This is a genomic window from Sediminitomix flava (genome assembly GCF_003149185.1).
In the GTDB taxonomy this organism is placed as follows: Bacteria; Bacteroidota; Bacteroidia; order Cytophagales; family Flammeovirgaceae; genus Sediminitomix; species Sediminitomix flava.
In genome coordinates this window covers 153,671-174,783 of record NZ_QGDO01000007.1, presented here as the reverse complement: position 1 = coordinate 174,783, position 21,113 = coordinate 153,671, and the positions used below count along the sequence as shown (strand labels likewise).

Below are 21,113 nucleotides of genomic sequence, written 5' to 3'. Positions count from 1 at the left end.
TAAAAGACCAAAATACATAGTTATTTTTCTTTCTCAGCTAACCAAATCAGATAAACACGACATGAGTGCTTTTTTCTATAAATAGTGATGGAACCTAAGGTGAGACATAGCTGAACTCCTACCGAATTATTGAGTTAACTGATCTACTACCAACCTTGCAGCCGCTGCCCCAGAGTTTTGTTGTTGTCCTGTGATCAAGTTTCCATCTTCAATGGCATATGAGCTAAAGGGAGCCGCTACTTTAAAAATTGTATTAGAAAGCTTTTTTGCCTCTTCTTCTATCCAATAAGGTTGTATTTTCAGACCTACAGCCTTATCTACATATTCTTCTTCAGCATTAGAAAAACCTGTCCAAGTTTTTCCTTCTACAATAAGAGAACCGTCTACTTTCTTAGCTTTTAACAGAAGAGAAACTGAATGACAAACAGCAGCACTCGGCTTACCTGATTCATAGAAACTAGCAAAGAGGTTTTCTAAAGTTTTATTTCCTCTAAAAGTGTACATAGGACCTTGCCCTCCTACTAAAAATATTGCATCATAATCATTAGCATTCACCTCTGATAGCGTTCTTGTATGCTGTAATAATTCCTTAAACCATGCTAAATTCAAATAACCTAGAGAGATAACATCATGAGCTGAGTAACCACTTTCATCAGTAGGATTTGAAAAACTATCCATTACGATTTCACCTCCTTCTGTAGAGGCCAACTCGACTTCATACCCCGCTTCTTGAAATACATGGAGAGGGTGTGTTAATTCAGCTGCCCAAAAACCAATAGGCCAACCTGTTTGCTTAGAATTGGTAGGGCTACTAGCTACCATTAATATTTTACCTTTAAAAGGCATTCCATGAGCATGTACGTAAGAGTTTCTTTCTGTTATTAATGTTTCCATATCATTTTTAGGTTTTGAGTGATGTAATGTGATGTTTGTTTTGGCTCAAATTGCAAATCAACAGCCTCAGCAAAAACTTTATAATAGTATTCAATTACATTTTCAAGTATTTTAGATTGATCGTTAATACAAAGTTATTTCTAAGAATCACGTTTATCAATATACTTACCTAATAGAGAGGTACTTACTTTTTTGAAAGTAATCTCAAAATCAACAACATATGCCAGATTTCATTTACAATAATAAAGTTTATTATAATCCTGTGGAGTTTGCCATGGATAGAATTGGAGGAACATGGAAAATGCCTATCCTATGGAGGTTAAAAGAAAAAGTTTTCAGGTTTGGAGAATTAAAAAAGGACATTCCCCATATCACTGACAAGATGCTCACATCTCAATTGAGACAACTAGAAGAAGAAGGGTTTATAAACCGAAAGGTATATCCTGTAGTTCCTCCTAAAGTCGAATACTCTATTACAGAAAAAGGAAAAACTGCCATTCCTATTATAGAAATGATACGCAACTATGGGCTTGAGCTTATGGAACTAGAAGGGATTAAGCATAAAATGAAGTAAGTGGTATTTGGTTAGCAACAAATTATGAATGAGTTATCTTTAGAAGAAGCACAAAAAATTATACTACAATCGCAGAAAATACTTTCTGAACAGAAACTAAAATCCCCTCTCGAAGATACTTTATCAAATATAGAGCACTTAGGTTATATCCAAATCGATACCATTTCAGCAGTTGAAAGAGCCCATCATCATACGCTTTGGAATAGAAATGAGAATTACCAAAGTAGTCATCTTGATACCCTAGTTGAAAATAGACAAGTATTTGAGTATTGGTCACATGCAGCGGCTTATTTACCAATGCGTGACTATAAATATACTTTAATAAGAAAACATGCTATTGGGGAAGGAAAACAAAGACATTGGTATGATAAAGATGAAGTCTTGATGTCTGAAGTTTTGAAAAGAATAGAGCAAGAAGGTCCGCTTATGGCTAAGGATTTTGAAAGCACCAAGAAAAAATCTGCTTGGGCTAGTAAACCTACCAAAAGAGCTTTGGAATACCTTTTTATGCAAGGGGATTTGATGATTTCGTCTCGAAAAAACTTTCACAAAGTGTATGATCTGACCGAACGTGTTTTACCTTCAGATATAGATACTAAAACACCTAGTCATGAAGAATATATCCGATTTTTGATTATATCTTATTTGAGAGCGAATGGAATAGGACAAGCAAGCGAAATTGCCTACTTACTAAAAAACACAAAAACCTACGTCTCAAAGATTTTGAAAGAAATGGAAAGTGATAAAGAACTTATGATTGTTCAAATCAAAGGGACTAAATATTACAGCTTGCCAAATGCAATCGACTTATTGAATCAATCATTTTCCAAAAAACGTGTCAAAATTCTTTCGCCATTTGATAATTTTCTCATTCAGAGAAAAAGAATGTTAGAACTATTTGATTTCGATTACAAGATTGAATGTTACTTACCAGAAGCTAAACGAAAATACGGTTATTTTTCCTTACCGGTCCTTTGGGATGGAAAGTTAGTTGCCCGAATGGATTGCAAGGCTGAGAGAAAAACAGCCATTTTTCATATTAAACATTTAGCTTTTGAAACGGACTTCAGTTTAAGCCTTGAATTTAAAATTGCCTTTCAAAAAGAAGTAGAACTATTTATGACTTTCAATGCTTGTCGTAAGCTTGAGTTACATCAAGTAACACCGAATCTTATAAAAAAAGACCTACAAGATATGGCTATATTTCCATCGTTTTGAAAAATAATAAAAAGTAGCTTATAGTTTATATATGAAAACCCCGAAACTACCTTTAGTATCGGGGTTAATTCATTTTACTTACCTATTTTTAACCAAGAACGAATTCAAAATTTTATTCCATACGCAAACCTTTTTGTTCAACCTTTCTTTAGAAAAATTCTCAATTTTATTCAGTCTTAGATTTAGTAACCATTATTCTTATTTGCCTTTACAAAGGTCTTGAATTCTTGTAAAATAGTCTTACACAAAGAGATCAAGCTGTTGCACGAAATCGTCAAAGTAAAAAAAGTGACTATTCTATAATCTGAATAGCCACTTTTTAAAATTGAACTCAACTTCTTTGTTTTTAGAATGAGTAATTAATGCTTATGATCCTCATCCTCATGTTCTAACTCATGTACTGAAAAAGTTGATATAGCATGATGTCTTAACCATTCCTCTTTGCTTATCGCTTCGTATTTCGATTCATTAGATATTGGATATCGAATTGCTTGTCCTGCCCAAACCTTTTCAAATTTTGAATCTTTAACTACCAATTGTCCATTCACAATCACATAAGGTATACCTGTTGAAGGAAGCCCTTGTTCTCCTGATTTATAAGTAGCATTATCTGTCACCGTTTTTGGGTTAAAAATTGTAATGTCAGCGACCATTCCTTCTTGTATTCTACCACGCTTTTGCATGGCTTCCAAACCCGCATCACCTAAATGTTTTGCAGGCCAATACGACATTTGAGCTATACTAAACATTAGAGGAACGCCTTGTTCTCGCCCTAAACGTAATACTTTAGCTCGAGTACCTGCTGTACGAGGGTGACCTTGATACATTTCATAAGGTAGATCCCATGAGTCTACACCTTTTCCCGAATAAATAGCGTCAGAAGCGACAGTCATATGTGGCATTCGTAACCAATTAGGCAACCATTCTTTACGGCTCGGACTGAATACAACAACTAATCTACTAGGGTCAGCTTTTGCGGTCTTAATATATTCTTCTTCAGTAAGAAACTTATCAGCTATTGGGTCATACATTGTTTCCTCATAAACGGCATTGAATACGCCTTTATACATTTCTGGCTTAAAGAAACTTGATGAAATAGAAGTTGAAGCAGCATCGTAAGGGTAGTATTCAGACCATACATTGAACCCCTGTTCTCTAGCTCTTTGTAACTTCTCTTCATTTTCCATCCACCCAAAATCATTATTGTGTAGTAATAATAAAGGTGCATCAAGAGCTAAGGCATTCGCTAAAATTTCTGATGTACCCAATGGAGCTTGAGGATTTACAGGATTACCATGAAAACGCACATGAGCTGTAGAAACTCTTCCGTATGCTCCTGCTAATTCTTGCATCTTAAACATTTCTAAGGTACTAACCCCCTTAACCATATATCCTACTGTTGAGCTGAAACTAAGTGCTCCTTGCATCATCGCTTCATCTACAAGTTGGAGTAGTTGGTTCAAATGTTCAACATCACTTTGTGTATCTTGCCAACCACAAGTTCCGTCGGCACATGCATCTGCTCTTAATTTCCCTAAAAGTACAGGCGCATCAGCCCATTTAGGCAAATTGGTTTCTGGGTCATGTACTTGTATACGAATTCCTTCATGGCTTATGCCAGTTCCATAATTAAGCGGCCAAGCATTTTCTTTTGCTTTATACCATTCATCAACAAAAATAGCCCCTATCTCTAAATCCATTCCTGTAGTAACTCCATCTCTTGCTGCCATTTTCAAAGATAATCCATCTAAGGCATGAAAATGGGTGTCAATAAACCCAGGAGCAACAACATGATCTTTAGCATCTATTGTTTCTTTTCCTTTTATTTCTTTTGGAGTAATTATAGCAATATTGCCATTTTTTATACCCACGTTGAGAATTTCATCCAACATGGTTTCAGGGTCTATTACTCGCCCATTCAAAATTACTAAATCGTATTCTTGTGCTTTTACCAAGGTAGTTGAAGACACAATAATGACAACAAGTAAACTAAAGGCAAGTTGAATTACTTTCTTTTGAAAAGCCATAAGTGTATATCTTGTTAATTTCATTGTTAACAAGTGTGTTTATCTTTAGGTTTCCTACAGGAATACCCTAGCTCTTAGGCCAAAAACAACTGAAAAATTATCATTGGTATTAAAGGCAGGGTTTCCAATAAGCTGTAGATTTGGAGTAAGCTCGGAATGATGCGTTGCTTGCCATTTGTAGAAAAACTCGCCCGAATATTGAGTATCTAAGTCAAGACCAAATGTTGATGAGTTTGGTTTATTCAAGTTTATACCAACACCAAGATTACTCGCCCCAATGATATTGTAAGCAAAACCAGCACTAATTGAATAATCATAAAAAGACAGCCCATCATCTGCCCAACCGAAGCGTACAAATGGAAGATATTTTCCGTATAGCCAACTCCATGAGCCAATAATTCCCCATCCATTGGGTGTTCCTCCCTCAGCTCGTTTATCCACTTGCCAAAATGTAATGTGTGCATTTTTGAAAAAAGCAGAACTGAGTCCATTAGGTGTATAACCCACTTCAAGTGTTTTTACCGTTTCAAAATCACCAAAAAAACTTTCAAATCCTTTCCAAAATTCAGTCGGATCACCATTGGTATCAACTATACTTGCTGTTGCATAGAATTGTTCTGTAAGCCAAGCATTAACCATCACCCCAAAAGAACCATCGGGATAACCTCCACCTAAAGCTCCCGAACCCGTCGCAAAAACCAAATTATTAAAACTTTGCCACGGACTTGCTACAACATATACATCTGTCCAGTCAGTAATATCTACAAAACCAGCATAGATGACGACTTTATCTTGACCACCTAAAACTTGTCTCCAATATAAGTTCGTAACCCGCCAACTTTGGTTATTGTAGACTGATTGCATAAAACCTGCATAGCCCACATCTAAAGGTCCATATTCTCGCAGGGCATTATCAGAATAGCGATGTCTGTTTTCCACCTTAAAAATTAAACCACCTTCATGATTAGTCCCAGGTTTGACCATATTCCATTTTCCGTAAATACGAAAAACACCACTGGCTCCTACCGTATTCCCAATCACATTGGTCGCAGCCATAATTTGAGAATTGTAATCAACTCCTGCAATAAAGCCCGTTCTTTCATAAAATCGCTCTTTCTTTTTATCCAAACTATCCAAAGCGTACCAAAATCGAGTAGCTCTATTTGGTCTTGAATCATTTATTAACTGATTACCTACGGCTGCAGGTCCGGTAAAATCTTTTAGTGTATCAGCGTCATTTTGAGCTACTCCTTGAAATGTCACAAAAAGTAGTAATGCGATAAGTAGTGAAATCGCGAATTTCATGTTATGAGCTTGGGTTATGTTAGGGTTCAGATTGTGATAGTAAAGTGATTAAATCACTTATTTATAGCAATGAAATAGCGTTTTGGCTTATTCTTCTGCTAAAGCAATTTAACTTTTAAATGTTTAATTCACAATCTGAATAATAGAGGAAAGAAGTGTAAAAAATAGAGAATTCAGCTAGTTATCATCTTTAAATATTCAATGTTATATGCAGACATTGAGAATCAGTAAGTAAGTTTATTAGTTTTATTTCATTTGATCATTTGCATATGCTTTTAACATCATCCAATTAGGAACCTTCATCTCCCTATATATTGCAATTGCTCTTAAAATGAAGGTAAAAGTGGCGCATCCAACCCCAATAATATTTGAATAATCAGGATATTCGTTTAGCAAAATCATATATAAAACTGCTCCTATCGTGAGTGGTACTGCATATAAATCTTTTTTCATAAGTAAAGTAGAGGTACCTGCTAAAACATCTCTAATTAAGCCACCACCAATTGCTGTAGTTAAACCTAAGATTACGGGCCCTACTGGCATCCCAAAATCTAAAGCGATTGCTTTATCAGCTCCTTGAACAATAAACATGGCAACTCCTAAGCCATCAAGGTAAAGCATCAACTGATAGATATGCCTCTTGTTCATTAATCGATATCCATAAAAAGCGATGATACTTGCAAAGAGTGATACCCAAATGTAATTGAGATCTTGAGACCAAAAAACAGGAACATCCAATATCATATCTCTAATCGTTCCTCCTCCTACTGCCGTAATAATGCCCATTACACAAGCGCCAAAGAGATCTATTCCTTTTGGGATGACAGCTAAAACTGCAGTAACCGCAAAGGCTACAATACCAATCATACCTAATAGATAGTAAAACTCTGTAGAATTCATTTGTCAGTTATTTGATTAAAGTTAAGTCTAATATGATCTGACAAATATCTCCATCTTGGATTTTATCGATTTGCATAATTCAATTTTGCACTTGCATAAAATCGTCAAATGTTCTTGCAAACACTTCTCATTTATGGTAGAAAAAATTGGAAAACAAAATTTAGAAACTATTTAAAAGAATAATCTGCACCTATATAGAGTCTAGCAAGTAACTAGCTATCAACTGCATTTTATAAATCACTAATTTGACGATTTTATGTAAATACTTACTCAGATTGTGACTATGATTCCTTTTTCAATACTGCACCTTTGCATTGTCATTTATCAGAAAGGAACCAAACTAACTACTTCTGAAAGATTGACAAAAAAATATTCAAAACAACAACAAAACGATAATGAACAAACTTTTAAAAAGTATTTCTCTAGGTTTAATTATTTCAGCCTTCTCATTTAATTTTGGTTTTGCCCAAGATGGTGATGAACACTCAAAAGCAGAACTTGCTCAGAAATTAGCTAACCCCGTTTCGAACCTTATCAGTGTTCCCATGATGCAATACATGGATTTTGGTATTGGAGAACATAATGGTAGTAGATATCAGTTACAGATGCAGCCCGTTATCCCTGCTAAGATATCTGATGATATTAATTTAATTACTCGTGCTATTATTCCAATTGTCTCTCAACACAATGTGACAGGAGCAGGAAATACAGAAGCAGGTTTAGGAGATATTGTATTGAGTGGATTCTTTAGTCCTTCAAAGATGAAAAATGGATTTATTTGGGGTGTTGGTCCTGCATTTTCGATACCAACAGCTTCCAATAATATGCTAGGAGCTCAAAAATTTGGTGTTGGTCCTACGGCTGTAGCCTTAAAACAAAGTAAAACACTTACTTACGGTGCTTTGATTAATCAAATTTGGAGTGTAGCAGGTAATTCAGAACGTTCTGATATTAGTCAATTATATATTCAACCCTTTGTAGCACATAACTGGTCAAGTGGTGGTGGTGTTTCAGCTATGATTGAATATACGCAAGACTGGGAATCAAAATCGGCTGACCTTTGGTTAACACCTTCTTTAACTGGTATTACAAGTTTAGGGAATCAAAAAATTAGTTTTGCTGTAGGTCCAAGATTTAATCTTGTAGCTCCAGAAAATATGAAAGCTAGATTTGGTATGAGAGGTTCAGTAACTTTCTTGTTCCCAACAGCTAAGAAATAAGATATAGATAAATAGCTATTCAAAAGCCTAGTAGAGATATCGTCTTTACTAGGCTTTTTTCATGTCTAAATCACTTATTTTCTTCAATTCATTCTCATTTTAAAGAATTTATGCACTCTGCTGCTGTAAAGAACTTCTCAGATAAGAAGGACTATAACCAAAATAACTCTTAAAAGAGCGACTCATATGCCCTAGATTACTAAATCCCAGATCAAAAGCAATTTCAGTTAAACTCTTATCGGAGTATTTTATATGTCTGTGCGCCTCTTCCAATTTATGCTGATTGAAAAATTGTAATACAGGTAATTTATAGACAGATTTAAATAGACGATTCAATTTGGAAATACTCATTCCGTGTTCTTTACTAATATCATCTAGGTTAGGTAATACAGTAAAATCAAAAAGCATTTGATCTTTAATCAATAGCATTGATTTTAAGTCTTCTGGATGAATATTGGCTTTAGGAACATGAATTTCATCCGTTTCCATCTTATCCTTTAAAGCTGCCAATATATCAATAGCCCTTGAAAAAAAGACCATCCTTCTTCGGCTTATATTTTCCGAAATAGTGTGCACCTCTTTAACATAGCTTTCGATCTCTGGGTCTAAAGAATAATATTGGAACCATGGACTTTTATCTTCAAATAACTTTTTCAGTTTAAAAGAGGGGTCTCTATCAATTTTTTGATAATCAGTAATTGGAAAACGTATAATCATCCAATGATTATTCGACTGAACAGGATACTCAATATCTAATTGCTGATTTGAATTATATATAAAGATACCGTCATGGTTAAACTTTCTAGTATTCTGATTTTTACCGTAAGATCCTGTAAAACCAATACGAATTATAATAAAGTGTTTATCTCCATGAGGCTCATGTATTAGATATGTAGGTTCTCTTGTAGCCATGTTACTAAACTCAACATATAAACCATCCATATAATGGTAGGAAATAAGATTCAGATCAAATAGATCATTATGAACCTGTAACTCTTCACCATTCCAACTCCCGTTTTGTTCTTCGGCTAGTTTTTTAAAAGCTTTGTGAGGTTCTTCTACATTTGCATAAAGCTTATAAGGCTCTGTATTTTCCATTGTTCTTTGGGTCTTCGTGAATTAGGATTAATAATCCTTGTACATATTCTTTGAAAAGAAAAAGAGTACATTAAGTTTCAAGAAGTTAGTATTTCTTGACCTTCTCCTATTATAAATCAATAGATACCATCTGATGGCTGAGAAATACTTTTCTCATAAATCAACAAAAAAAGCTTGATATAAAAATATCAAGCTTTTAAGAGAACAAACGTAAATAACACGAACTACGAATAGTAGATAAGTTATATCATTTCATTTTCAATAATGAAAACAACAAGTAATAGTTAGTTTGGGTATTACACTCTCATCAATTACACTTATGACTTTTTAATGGAAATAGTACCGTCTTCTTGAATCTGAACGATATCTCCATTTTTCACATGTTTTTCCAACTCATCGATAGGGAACTCAATTAGAGGAATAGACGGACCGTACCACTCTTTTGATATGATTACACCAATAGCTACTAACGGATCTGGTACTGTCACAATTATTCCTGCAGGTCCATTTTTATCTTTTACAAGATCAATGTAAGGAAGCGGCGCATGGGTAGAACCAACCTCTGTAGGGAAAGCGATGATTTTACCTTTCAGATCAACACCATTCCACTCATGTTGCCAATCATAGCAAACCGCTTCATGTCCATCTTTAAAATTTTCTTCTTTTGTCCAAGCAGCAACACCATTAAAACCTTGTTTTGAAATTAGGATTGGAGCCTCTATTGCACCTTCTATTAATACTCCACCTTTTCCGATTACTTCTGTATTGTTTGACATATTAGTATAGTTTTTTGTAGTTTATTTTAATAATTGTTTTTGATTAATTCATTAAGATTATGCGACACCTGCCTCTTTCATTAGGTCATGTGTAGAACCAAATTGTGCACCTTTCAAATAGTAATGAAGTTTACCACTATCCGTCAAGACATTCTTCAATCCTTTTTCTCTAATCGTCAAATAGGTTAATGGGCATGCTGGTACAAACTCCACTCCTGCCAATTGTAAGTCTGTATATTCTGGGAATTTTTTCAAACGTTCTAGCTCCAATGGAGAAATACTCATCAACACTCTTTTGCTTACAAATTTACCCGTAAACTGAGGAGCTAAATCCAAAACTTCTTTACAAGTCAGCTGAGGACAACCAAATACAATAACATCAGTATCTTTTTGTACCTCCTTAGTTGCTCTCATTTCATCTAAGTCGGCTTGGGTTACTTTAATTACTTTTTCAGGTTCTTTACCGCCTAATGCTGTTTTTACGTCTGGCGCTTCTGGAGTAACTCCTTCTACGTGTACCATTCGACAAGCTCCTGAAGAGTTTGTTGCTGAAAGCAAATGCTTCATTTGATACTTATTGAAAGGATAATGCGTAATAACAGGTATTTTATCTACGGCAGTCTTACCAACAAACAAACCTAAAGCATCTGGGTCAGGATTTTCTAATTCACTTATATCAAATACAATTTTACCATATCTATTTTCATCTATCAGCAAACCAAAATAAGGTGTATATCCACAAATCGCTTGATAAAAGTCGGTTAGTACTCCCCAAATATTTGTTCTTGCACCAAGCATTGAGTTCATATAAACTACTACCGAAGATTCTCCACATCCTCCAATGTCACCTAGCTTCGGAACGTTATCTTCATAATACGCAACACAAGACCAGTTCTGAATAATACCTAGCTTCTTAAAACATTCAATGTGGTGAATCTGAGGTCTGTAAAATTTTCTATTGATAAACGAGAACTCTCTACCAGGGTAAGGATTACAAGTGGTTGGTACTTTCACTTTAGCGCCAGCATCCACTAACTGATCAAGAAGTTCATAATAACCGTGGAAAGAAGACATGGCAAAAGAACCTGTAATGTGTGAGAAAGAAATTGGTACCATTTTCTCAGCACCAAGAGATTCTCCAATATCAACCATGGTCTTCATTGCTTTTGCAACTATTGATCCTTCACTCCCATCTAGAATAGCCTGTTGTTTTTCATCTAAAACGATTTTCGATCTTTTGTAATTACTAACGTACATCTTTATATCTTTTTGGTTTTTCAATTGTCTGAAGAGAGGAGCTTTGAAATCATTGTAAGATTTTAATTCCCTAGAAACCAATCTCTTTTAAAGCCCTTTCCTAAACTGACGATACAAAGGTGCAGTATTGAAAAAGAAATCATTTGCACGTTTATAGCAGGCGTTTACATAAAATCGTTAAGGTGAAGAATTATACTTAAAGCATTATAAATTGATTTTTGGGGATTTATAATCTATTAAAACAAAAAACCTGTATTTCATAGTATCTGAATACTATAAATACAGGTTCAATGAGAATTAGAAGTCTCTTTATCTAAAGAAACAAGATTCCTCTATTCAATTCTTTGAGAGACAGTCTTTCAGAACTTTTTCTTTATAAACTATCTAAAAATTAGTGATTATACACTTGCTCACGTTTAGAACGAATAACTTTCATTACGTTCGGAGCATCCATTTCTTCAATCTGAACAGTGATATAGCTAAATCTGTCTGATTTAACGGCTTGTTTTAAAGCTGTGTCAAATTCTTCCACTGTATATACATTTCTGACATAAGCATCATCAATACCCATAGCTTCAGGTAACATTTCATAATTCCAGCATGCAATCTCATTGAAAGCATCAAAAGGATCATCACACAGATAACGTTCAATTGTATAGCCTTTATTATCAATGACAATGATGATCGGTTTCAATCCATTTCTGTACATATTTGAGATTTCTTGAGCTGTCAGTTGATGAGAACCCTCTCCCGTAATCAAGAATAGACGATTATTAGGTGCTGCCATTCCTGCCCCCAAGGTTGCAGGAGTTGCGTAACCTATAGACATCCATAAACCTTGATTATGAAATTCTACATTTGAAGGCAACTTCCAACTTGAAGCCCCCATCATGACAGTACCCGTTTCCACCATAATAGTATCGCCAGCTTCAAATGTTCCTTCCAATTGTTGAAGCAAATAATCATAGGTCATTGGGTCTGTTCCCTTCGGGAAAAAATCTGCTTGTTTATTAACAACGACAGGCAATTCTCTTGTCGATTTAGTGACACTATTCGTCAGCTCGACAAGTAAGTCAGCCATTGGTACATTTTCGTATCTAGCCCTAAATACCTCTGTAAAATCGTCTTGAATATTAATTGTTTTACTTTTATCTCTTTTAACTGAGAACGCTGCACTATTTGTATCATTTAATAAACAACCTATCGCAATAATAAGATCAGAGGATTCTACAATATTTTTAGTATCAGGATTTATCAATTCACCATTATAAGTACCAATAAAGTTAGGATGCTTTTCATCAATTGCTCCTTTACCCATAACCAAGGTGGTAGCTGGTAGATTTGATTGTTCAATGAAAGCTTGAAGTTGTTCTTTTAATCCAAATCTCAAGACTTTATAATCAGCTACAATCACCGGGTTTTCTGCTTGCTGAATTTGTTTAGCAATAGCTGAAACAGCATCTTTCAAATTATTTTTATCATACTCATGATGAAAAGCAGTTCCTTCTGGGGCTTCGATCTTCATCAAACAAACATCTGCAGGAAGGTTTATATAGCCTGGTAGTTTTTTTGTCATCACTGTTTCAATGACCCTATCAATTTCTTCAACTGCATTTTCTTGTGTAATAAAAGCATTAGCTGCTGTAACTTCTGCATACATTCGCTGATATACACCATAATCTCCATTGCCTAAAGTATGATGAATAGGAACTTTAGCATTTTGAACAGATAAAGCAGGAGTACCAACTATTTTTATGACTGGAACATTTTCGGCATAAGAACCTGCTACAGCATTTACAGCAGACAATTCACCTACTCCCATCGTAGTCACAACTGCTCCTATCCCTTTTATTCTTGCATATCCATCTGCAGCATATCCTGCGTTTAATTCGTTACAACATCCTACCCATTTTGTTTCTTTGTCTTCCTCAATAGCAGTAATCATGTTGAAGTTAAAATCACCAGGTACACCAAAATAATCTGTAACACCTAAAGCTCTTAATCTATCTACCAAATATGCGGCAACAGTCAATTTCTTTTTCATCATTGTGTTTTTTAAATTTCTTGTTTTGATAATTGTGTCACAAAAGTCTTGATTCAAGCAAGAAATCATTTGCACAAAAAAGTCAAGCATTTACACGAAATCATTAAGAGTGTACTTCAAATAAAATGACAATGATCTAATATATTCTATATTATTTCCTCATTATCTATAATTTATATCGATAATCTTAATACATTTATCCTGTTGGTAGATAATTTAAAAAAGAAAATAAGTCACTGTTACTAAGCATTTTTAGTGAGTAAATAGGTGATATATGATAAACTATTCATTAATCTTTATTTAAATAATCTACGAAAAGTGCAATTATTTAACTAGATTGTCTAGAAATAGATTGGGTATAGGTGCAAAGTACTTTTTTAATCTTTAATAGTGTTCTGTCGTTTTTATCCAATTGTTGTATTGTAATTATCAATATTCAATCAATTATCAACAATACTTATGTATCCAACACGTATTAAGTTTAATCGAGCAGACAGGCCTGAGTTTGTAGCTGAGTTAAAGAGGAGAGTAAACAATTATTTCAAGGAGAATAACATTACAAAATACGGAAATAATCAGATGAAGATTAAAACTGTATTTATGATTTCATTATACATGTCACCTCTTGTTTTAATGTTATCAGGAGTCATTACTAATGTATGGGTAATGTTAGGAATGTGGGCACTCATGGGGTTTGGTATGTCTGGAGTTGGGCTCTCAATCATGCACGATGCAAACCATGGATCATATTCGAATAATAGAAAGACAAACGATTTTGTAAGTAAAGTTCTTTACTTGGTTGGTGGTTACCCTTTAAACTGGAGAATCCAGCACAACCTCCTCCACCATACTTACACAAATATTCACGATCATGATGAGGATTTGGGACAAGGCTTTATTAGAATGTCACCAAATCAAAAAAGAAAGTGGGTTCATAGATTTCAGTTTATTTATGCACCACTATCTTATACTTTAATGACCATTTATTGGTCTACATCGAAAGATTTTCAACAAGTATTAAGATATCACAAAAAAGATTTATTGAAGACGCAAAATATAACTTTGACAAGAGCATTAATTGAAATTGCTGTAAGTAAAGTTGTATATGTTTTATTATTTGTTGCACTTCCAATTGTTTTACTACCGTTTGCATGGTGGCAAGTAATGTTAGGATATATACTGATGCATGCTATTTGTGGTCTTTTCCTTGCACTTATATTCCAATGTGCGCACGTAGTTGAAGAAGCTTTGTTCTTTAAAGTTGATGATGAGAATGAAGGTAGTATGGAGAACAACTTTGCTATTCACCAAATGAAAACAACAACGAACTTTGCGAATAATTCAACATTCTTCTCGTGGTTTATTGGTGGTTTGAATTACCAAATTGAGCATCATTTGTTCCCAAATATATGTCATATTCACTACAAGCAAATTTCTAAAATAGTAAAAGCAACTGCTGAGGAATATGATATACCATACCATGAAAAAAGAACATTTGTTGGAGCATTAAAAAGCCACTTTTCTATTTTATTCAATCTAGGGAATGGTAGATATGATAAAAAACATGAAGCTCCAAAACTACAAAAAGTAGCTAGCTAGAGCTTTATTTAAGATATTCATAATGAATCCTGGGTTTAATTACTCAGGATTTTTTTATATCCAAAACCAAGTTCTTACTTCATTAATAAGAAGGTGCTCAAACAAATTAAATTGTTATAATACAGATTGGACCTAACTTGAATTAATCCATAAAGAAAGCTTGACGTTTTCACACCAAGCTTTCTTTTACTATAACAAACCTATTCTCTAACGAGCAATTTTTTCATTAATTTCTACTCATATATTTTCAGTTTAAATGTTTAACGTTTGTATAAATTTATGTTTGAAACTCTACGTTGAAGTTTAGTATTTACTCTTCTCTTTATTCTAAAGTAAATTCATCCATTTCAAGACTTATCATTTTATGCTACTTGTTTATCAGTTCTTAAGCCCTGTTTACCCATAAACTGATTGATGATTCAGCTAAATCCTTAGAAATACTATTTTCAGATTCTATAAAAAGATCATATGTTTTTTTCATTTCCTCAATAATGAGTGTGTTAAATGGTTTTTCAACATCATTATGAGCTGTTTCTAATACAGGAATTAGGAATGTATCACCCTCATACCCTTGCATTATTTTTAATTCGTAATTGATCATCCTACTTATATATTTTTTTTAAGCCTTAATTGACTGTTTTTCTTATGATTGTATTACAAATATCTAGCTTATAAAATTGAATTATTTATACAGAAAAACTGAAAGCTTATACAAAAATGTCAGACTATGATCTTAGAAATTATACCACCTATAGTATACAAAAAACAAAGCTTGACGTACTGATTACATCAAGCTTCCTTGTATCATAACAAACCTATTCTCTAACGAGCAATTTCTAATAAATTCTACTTCATATATTACTATTTATGTGAACTACAACAATTTTAATTTTCTATGTTTTAACTCTATTTCGAGTGAATTTCAATATTTTTTTTGAGCATATTTAGTTAGCTAATCAATCATTTATCATATAATCAGAATCATCTCCTTCCAGTAAAGTTCGTGATGCTAATTCATGAATTAATGACTCAAAGTATTTCAAAATTCGTGAAGTGATTTCCATATTTTTATTGGGTTTCTTTATTGTTTTCTGACAATACAAAGGTGCAGTTTTTAGAAAGAAATACTTTACACGAATTGAGATTTGAATTGCACGAAATCGTTATAATTGACTACCTTCTCAACTCAAATTTTTGAGATTTATTCCATAAAAAAATAGCCCTTATTCCTTATAAAGGAAAAAGAGCTAGATTTTCATATATGTTTAGATAAGATCGAAAGTGTTCTATTCTTATTTATAACCTTCTATACTATTTATTACAGAAACTCTTTCTGTAAGTGCTACCAAAGCTACATTATGGACCATTTCATTAGGTGCTGTACATGCATTTCCAACTACCGTAACATTGTACTTTTCAGATTCTTTTGAAATCGCAGTATGTGTCACACAGTTTTGCGTCATAATACCTGTGATGATTAAATCTGTCACATTATTCTCTTTTAAAACTGTTTCTAAATTTGTCTCCTTGAAACTATTAGCGAAAGTTTTTGTAACAATTATTCCATCCTCAAGATAAGGCTTCAATTCAGCATGAATTTCACTACCTTCTGTACCTTTAACCAAAAAGCCTTCTGGTGCTTCATGCTTAATAAAAACGATCAAGTAACCTTCTTGTTTTGCTTTTTCTATCGCTTTTTTTGTAGGTTCTAATACTGAAGTTGTATTGAATTGAGGGTAAATACCTCCCTCAAAGTAATCATTCTGTACATCGATTATGATTAGCGCTTTCTTCATTTTTTTATATCTTATATCTTTTGAATTAATTAAATAAGTCTTTTAGGTCGATCATTGTCCAATCTGCAAAGTATTCTGGAACAGGAATTTTCAGATATACTTTCTGCTCATTGATATCAAATACGGTTTGGTAATTTGTAATATCAGCATCTTGTAAAGCAGGTTTTGTACTACCGCCATTTTGTTTGAAAGAATTATCTTCGTTGAACAATCTAAGATCCATCAAATCTTTAGTCATTTGAGCATCTATATTTCCTTTATTCTCAGCCAATCGATCAGTCATATTTGAAAAACGACGTAAGGAGTTACTTACGGTTTCTCTTTTGCCTAATCCCCAACTTTCCTCCATAAATGTATTTACAACCACTAAAGCATCGTCATTATTTGAAGGCTTACGAACTCTACTTCCATTTAGGGAAGAAGTCTCGACTGAAGCAGCTCCATTTTTATCAGCTATTGTATAAATAGCTGATGTACTTACTAGCATGCCATTATATCTAGATTCTAAGCCTTCCAAAGTAGAAATCTCACTAATCATATCCACTAGTGTATTTAGTACTGAAGGTCGATCCAATGCAACGACAGAACCACCCATGCTTGTACCGTCGTGAAGGTCAATATAAACACCTTTTTCATTCATTGCTGTAAATGCAGCATACATTCCAGCCCATCCTGTTGTGGCAAATTTATATGAACCATCATTCGGTTTTCTAACGGTCAAAACTGTAGGAAATTTGTTAAAAGCTGGACTCCAGTCCATATTTCTTCCGATATACATATTTCCATCTTTCGAGTTTTGCCCCCAAGATGCAATTGAAGTACATCCTGCAAAAGAATGAAGTTTTGATTGGTAAATACCAAACTCCATTATTTGATCTAGCATAACGACATCTCCCAACGCCCATCCTGATCCTTGTGCGACACCTTCATAAAATTGTTTGGTACGAATAGAACCTGAACCATACGCTCTATTTACCCAAAATGCTTTTGTTTCATCATCTAAATAACCAGCTTCAACTTCTTTTACAAGAATGGTATCTCTAACTTTTTCCATTTCATTTGCCATTAGAGCTCCATACTGCTCTCCCATCTCAAAATTTGATCCTTCAAGTACAGGAATTAAGAAATTGTTTGCTTCATATAATTTACCAGCTTTATACTCTTTTACGAAGTTTAATTCTTGATTTTTCATCGTGATGATTTGTTTAGTTTAGTGTTATTTATTTGTGTTACTTTTGATTACATTACAAATGTCGGGCTTTTAAAAAGGAATCTCTTACACAGAAAAACTTAAGGTTTATATGAAAATGTCAGATTTCTTCGCGATGCTTATTTCAAGCTTTTTTAGCAAAAAAATCAATTCATAATTTTCTGATTGAATCATGTATTCCAAGTAATAAGCAAGCCTTATCGATACTTGTAAAACAGCGTATTTAAGATAATAGGAGCCCTCAACTTTTTAACTTACTGTAAAAAGTAAGGGCTTTATATTAAGTGTAGGTAGAAATTTATTAGTCATTAAACAACTCTTTCAAGTCGATCATTGTCCAATCAGCAAAATATTCTGGTACAGGAACTTTCAGATATACCTTTTGCTCATTAATGTCAAATACAGTCTGATAAACAGTCAAATCTGCATCTTGTAAAGCAGGTTTAGTACAACCTCCATTTTCTTTGAAAGAATCGTCTTCATTAAATAATCTAAGATCCATCAAATCTTTAGTCTTTTGAGCATCAATATTTCCTTTATTTTCTGCCAAACGATCCGTCATATTTGAAAAACGACGTAAAGAGTTACTTACTGTTTCTCTTTTACCAAGTCCCCAGCTTTCTTCCATAAAAGAGTTTACAACCACTAATGCATCATTATTTTGAGCAGGTTTACGAACTCTATTTCCATTCAAAGAAGAACTTTCAACCGAGGCTGCGCCATTTTTATCGGCAATGGTATAAATCGCTGATGTACTTGCAACCATACCGTTATATCTAGATTCTAAACCCTCTAAAGTAGAGGTCTCACTCATCATATCTACCAAAGTATTTAACAATGAAGGTCTGTCAATTGCAACTACCGAACCACCCATACTTGTTCCATCATGAAGGTCTAAATAAACACCTTTCTCGTTCATTGCTGTAAATGCGGCGTACATACCAGCCCATCCCGTTGTGGCAAATTGATACGAACCATCATTAGGTTTTCGAACTGTCAGAACGGTAGGGAATTTAGTAAAAGCAGGACTCCAGTCCATGTTTCTACCGATATACATATTTCCATCTTTAGAATTTTCTCCCCATGAGGCAATTGAGGTACAACCTGCAAAAGAATGAAGTTTTGATTGATATATACCAAACTCCATTATTTGATCTAGCATAACGACATCTTCCAACGTCCATCCTGTTCCTTCCGCTACACCTTCATAAAATTGTTTGGTACGTAAAGAACCCGATTCATATGCTCTATTTACCCAAATAGCTTTTGTTTCATCATCTAAGTAGCCAGCTTCCACTTCTTTTACTAGAATTGCATCCCTGACTTTTTTCATTTCATTGACCATCAAGAAGCCATATTGTTTTCCCATTTCAAAATTGGAACCTGATATCACTGGAATCAGAAATCCGTTAGCTTCATAAAGCTTTCCACCTTCAAATTCTCTAACTAATTTCATTTCTGATTCATCATTTTTTTCTTGTGCAAACAATGAAGTTGACATGAATAAAAGATTTAAGAGTAGGAATAAATTCTGTCTTAATGTTCTCATATTATTATATTTGTTTTGTAATTGAGTCTTGGGATATTGTTAAACTTCAACATTTTACCTTTTGTATTTTTCTAACTAATTTCCCTTTCGTTTGATGACAATACAAAGGTCTTAGTTTAAAATTTAAATTGTTTATACAGAAAATTTTATAGTTTGTATGAAACGGTCATATTGAGAATTTATATGACTGAATCCATCATTTTTTAGCTAAAAAAGAAAGCTTGATGTTCAAAACACCAAGCTTATGTCAAGCAAACTTATAAATCACGAGATTTTAAGGATTTTCTTTTTTATTCTGAATATCAGCTTCTCTTCGTTATTTCTAATATTATAAACTAGAATTTGGACGTGAAATCGTATTTCCTACTAGTAAACCAGCACCAATAGTGAAAGCGACAATGAACATCTGTATGAAATATTGCTCACCCAAAGCTGTTTGACCTGTAGAAATAGTAGCTAAACCTCGAAAGCCTATGCTTCCACTCACTATAAGCATGATAGAAGGCAACAAAGGAATAGAACTAGGCTCTCCTGTTTTTCTACTCCACAAATTTGAAAATACAACAGGAAGAATTGTACCAATTAAATTCCCGAAATTTGCATCTAACATGATACCCCCAACTACCATTCCTAATAAAGAACTTGAACTGATAAGTACCACTGCCAAAAAGTTTTTAGGAGCTGTTTGGAAAATACAAGCTAGGGCACACATCATTGGAGGTAATAAGAGCAATAGCCAAGTTTGAGCTATAGGTTCCGCTATTATTGTTTCTGGTAATGTGTAAACTAATTCGACCGCATAAATTCCTAACCAAGTTCCAACGAAGAGTTTCACCAAATAAAGTAATCCATTCATGAGGTTAGCTAAACCTGATACCACATGATTACTTGTCATCTCAATGATCCCTGTACTTATCGAAAAACCAGGTATGAGTATGATCAATGAACTTACAGTCACAGTGATCAGGTTAACAACTGGAAAAAAGATTTTTGAGCTTGCAGCTAAAACCCCAATTACAAGAGCTGTAAGAAGAGCTGACCAATCTGATGCTCGATGTCCTCCATAAATGGCTATAAGTGGTTGTAGAATCAATACTACTACACTAAATACGGCAGAAAGTAACACATCTGGTAGGCTACCAGACAACATCATCGCAAAGCCTGCGCCTGCCAAAACAAAACTTATTGCGATTACTTTTAAACCCCAGGGAGCTGGTGTATCCTCAATGCGCTCCAAGTGTCTTTCTGCTTCAATTAGATTAAGTTTTTTTGAGTTTACATCTGTGACAAGTTTACCTAACAACGACAGTTTGTTTAGATTAAAGTCTGTTGGTGGTACTGGTTCTATATATATTGTATCTGTTGAATTCGTATTTTCTCTGAAACTGAAAAGTATTTCTGTTGGAGTTGCTCGGAAAAGTCCTTGGTATCCAAAACTTGTAGTCAGTTGGGTTAAGTAACTTTCTAATTGCATTGTGGTAGAACCATATTGATGTGCTGCTTTTCCCACATTTTTAATAAACTGACAGACTTTTTCAAAATCGTAAGTTTGAGCGTTTGTTCGTTTATCCGATTTATTTTTTTCTTTTACCATAGATAGAATGGGTTATTTGTCTTGTAAAGGAAAAGCAAATCTGGAAAGTAAA

The 21,113-nt window shown here is 34.0% G+C and carries 17 protein-coding genes; 4 read left to right on the top strand and 13 right to left on the bottom strand.

What is annotated here, in order from left to right; all coding sequences use genetic code 11:
- Positions 1–126 precede the first annotated feature (126 nt).
- A complete protein-coding gene (locus BC781_RS21255) occupies positions 127–894 on the bottom strand; it encodes a type 1 glutamine amidotransferase domain-containing protein (RefSeq protein ID WP_211323916.1) in 768 nt (255 codons plus the stop codon).
- Positions 895–1,114: 220 nt separating this feature from the next.
- On the opposite strand from BC781_RS21255, the gene BC781_RS21250 reads away from it, so the two are divergent.
- A complete protein-coding gene (locus tag BC781_RS21250) occupies positions 1,115–1,468 on the top strand; it encodes a winged helix-turn-helix transcriptional regulator (protein WP_109621711.1) in 354 nt (117 codons plus the stop codon).
- 24 nt (positions 1,469–1,492) lie between these two features.
- Entirely contained in the window at positions 1,493–2,686 is a 1,194-nt protein-coding gene (locus tag BC781_RS21245; protein WP_109621709.1) for a winged helix-turn-helix domain-containing protein, read from the top strand.
- 359 nt (positions 2,687–3,045) lie between these two features.
- On the opposite strand, the gene BC781_RS21240 is transcribed toward BC781_RS21245, so the two are convergent.
- The 3 genes from BC781_RS21240 to BC781_RS21230 form a co-directional block, all read right to left on the bottom strand.
- A complete protein-coding gene (locus BC781_RS21240; RefSeq protein WP_211323914.1) occupies positions 3,046–4,737 on the bottom strand; it encodes an amidohydrolase family protein in 1,692 nt (563 codons plus the stop codon).
- Positions 4,738–4,767: 30 nt separating this feature from the next.
- Positions 4,768–6,018, bottom strand: coding sequence for a carbohydrate porin (locus BC781_RS21235; protein ID WP_109621707.1), 1,251 nt, complete (start codon positions 6,016–6,018; stop codon positions 4,768–4,770).
- A 246-nt stretch (positions 6,019–6,264) separates the two neighbouring features.
- Positions 6,265–6,918, bottom strand: coding sequence for a trimeric intracellular cation channel family protein (locus BC781_RS21230; RefSeq protein WP_109621705.1), 654 nt, complete (start codon positions 6,916–6,918; stop codon positions 6,265–6,267).
- 395 nt (positions 6,919–7,313) lie between these two features.
- Here BC781_RS21230 and BC781_RS21225 point away from each other — a divergent pair, with 395 nt between their 5' ends.
- Positions 7,314–8,138: a hypothetical protein gene (locus BC781_RS21225; RefSeq protein WP_109621703.1), complete on the top strand. Its 825-nt coding sequence runs from the start codon at positions 7,314–7,316 to the stop codon at positions 8,136–8,138.
- A 108-nt stretch (positions 8,139–8,246) separates the two neighbouring features.
- Here BC781_RS21225 and BC781_RS21220 read toward each other — a convergent pair whose 3' ends face one another.
- The 4 genes from BC781_RS21220 to BC781_RS21205 form a co-directional block, all read right to left on the bottom strand.
- Positions 8,247–9,236, bottom strand: coding sequence for a helix-turn-helix domain-containing protein (locus BC781_RS21220; protein WP_109621701.1), 990 nt, complete (start codon positions 9,234–9,236; stop codon positions 8,247–8,249).
- Between the two features lie 317 nt (positions 9,237–9,553).
- Positions 9,554–10,012: an aconitase X swivel domain-containing protein gene (locus BC781_RS21215; protein ID WP_109621699.1), complete on the bottom strand. Its 459-nt coding sequence runs from the start codon at positions 10,010–10,012 to the stop codon at positions 9,554–9,556.
- Positions 10,013–10,069: 57 nt separating this feature from the next.
- Positions 10,070–11,269 carry an aconitase X catalytic domain-containing protein gene (locus BC781_RS21210; RefSeq protein WP_146201754.1) on the bottom strand — a complete coding sequence of 400 codons (1,200 nt, stop codon included), beginning with the start codon at positions 11,267–11,269 and terminating at the stop codon, positions 10,070–10,072.
- A gap of 391 nt (positions 11,270–11,660) precedes the next feature.
- Entirely contained in the window at positions 11,661–13,316 is a 1,656-nt protein-coding gene (locus BC781_RS21205; protein ID WP_158281545.1) for an alpha-keto acid decarboxylase family protein, read from the bottom strand.
- A 456-nt stretch (positions 13,317–13,772) separates the two neighbouring features.
- On the opposite strand from BC781_RS21205, the gene BC781_RS21200 reads away from it, so the two are divergent.
- Positions 13,773–14,912: a fatty acid desaturase family protein gene (locus BC781_RS21200; RefSeq protein WP_109621693.1), complete on the top strand. Its 1,140-nt coding sequence runs from the start codon at positions 13,773–13,775 to the stop codon at positions 14,910–14,912.
- 385 nt (positions 14,913–15,297) lie between these two features.
- Here BC781_RS21200 and BC781_RS21195 read toward each other — a convergent pair whose 3' ends face one another.
- From BC781_RS21195 to BC781_RS21175, 5 genes are all read right to left on the bottom strand, one after another.
- Entirely contained in the window at positions 15,298–15,489 is a 192-nt protein-coding gene (locus BC781_RS21195; protein WP_146201753.1) for a hypothetical protein, read from the bottom strand.
- Between the two features lie 715 nt (positions 15,490–16,204).
- Positions 16,205–16,708 (bottom strand): cysteine hydrolase family protein, encoded by a 504-nt coding sequence (locus tag BC781_RS21190; RefSeq protein ID WP_109621689.1) that lies wholly within the window; start codon positions 16,706–16,708, stop codon positions 16,205–16,207.
- A 25-nt stretch (positions 16,709–16,733) separates the two neighbouring features.
- Positions 16,734–17,900, bottom strand: a complete 1,167-nt coding sequence (locus BC781_RS21185) for a C45 family autoproteolytic acyltransferase/hydolase (protein WP_109621687.1) — start codon at positions 17,898–17,900, stop codon at positions 16,734–16,736.
- 319 nt (positions 17,901–18,219) lie between these two features.
- Entirely contained in the window at positions 18,220–19,467 is a 1,248-nt protein-coding gene (locus tag BC781_RS21180; protein ID WP_109621685.1) for a C45 family autoproteolytic acyltransferase/hydolase, read from the bottom strand.
- A gap of 328 nt (positions 19,468–19,795) precedes the next feature.
- Positions 19,796–21,061 carry a threonine/serine exporter family protein gene (locus BC781_RS21175; RefSeq protein WP_109621683.1) on the bottom strand — a complete coding sequence of 422 codons (1,266 nt, stop codon included), beginning with the start codon at positions 21,059–21,061 and terminating at the stop codon, positions 19,796–19,798.
- Between the last annotated feature and the right edge of the window lie 52 nt (positions 21,062–21,113).

Coding starts and splice junctions, on each gene's coding strand:
- BC781_RS21175 (WP_109621683.1), bottom strand. CDS start 21,061: ATGGTAAAAGAAAAAAATAAATCGGATAAACGAACAAACGCTCAAACT.
- BC781_RS21220 (WP_109621701.1), bottom strand. CDS start 9,236: ATGGAAAATACAGAGCCTTATAAGCTTTATGCAAATGTAGAAGAACCT.
- BC781_RS21225 (WP_109621703.1), top strand. CDS start 7,314: ATGAACAAACTTTTAAAAAGTATTTCTCTAGGTTTAATTATTTCAGCC.
- BC781_RS21190 (WP_109621689.1), bottom strand. CDS start 16,708: ATGAAGAAAGCGCTAATCATAATCGATGTACAGAATGATTACTTTGAG.
- BC781_RS21195 (WP_146201753.1), bottom strand. CDS start 15,489: ATGCAAGGGTATGAGGGTGATACATTCCTAATTCCTGTATTAGAAACA.
- BC781_RS21205 (WP_158281545.1), bottom strand. CDS start 13,316: ATGATGAAAAAGAAATTGACTGTTGCCGCATATTTGGTAGATAGATTA.
- BC781_RS21185 (WP_109621687.1), bottom strand. CDS start 17,900: ATGAAAAATCAAGAATTAAACTTCGTAAAAGAGTATAAAGCTGGTAAA.
- BC781_RS21200 (WP_109621693.1), top strand. CDS start 13,773: ATGTATCCAACACGTATTAAGTTTAATCGAGCAGACAGGCCTGAGTTT.
- BC781_RS21245 (WP_109621709.1), top strand. CDS start 1,493: ATGAATGAGTTATCTTTAGAAGAAGCACAAAAAATTATACTACAATCG.
- BC781_RS21255 (WP_211323916.1), bottom strand. CDS start 894: ATGGAAACATTAATAACAGAAAGAAACTCTTACGTACATGCTCATGGA.
- BC781_RS21240 (WP_211323914.1), bottom strand. CDS start 4,737: ATGAAATTAACAAGATATACACTTATGGCTTTTCAAAAGAAAGTAATT.
- BC781_RS21210 (WP_146201754.1), bottom strand. CDS start 11,269: ATGTACGTTAGTAATTACAAAAGATCGAAAATCGTTTTAGATGAAAAA.
- BC781_RS21235 (WP_109621707.1), bottom strand. CDS start 6,018: ATGAAATTCGCGATTTCACTACTTATCGCATTACTACTTTTTGTGACA.
- BC781_RS21230 (WP_109621705.1), bottom strand. CDS start 6,918: ATGAATTCTACAGAGTTTTACTATCTATTAGGTATGATTGGTATTGTA.
- BC781_RS21215 (WP_109621699.1), bottom strand. CDS start 10,012: ATGTCAAACAATACAGAAGTAATCGGAAAAGGTGGAGTATTAATAGAA.
- BC781_RS21250 (WP_109621711.1), top strand. CDS start 1,115: ATGCCAGATTTCATTTACAATAATAAAGTTTATTATAATCCTGTGGAG.
- BC781_RS21180 (WP_109621685.1), bottom strand. CDS start 19,467: ATGAGAACATTAAGACAGAATTTATTCCTACTCTTAAATCTTTTATTC.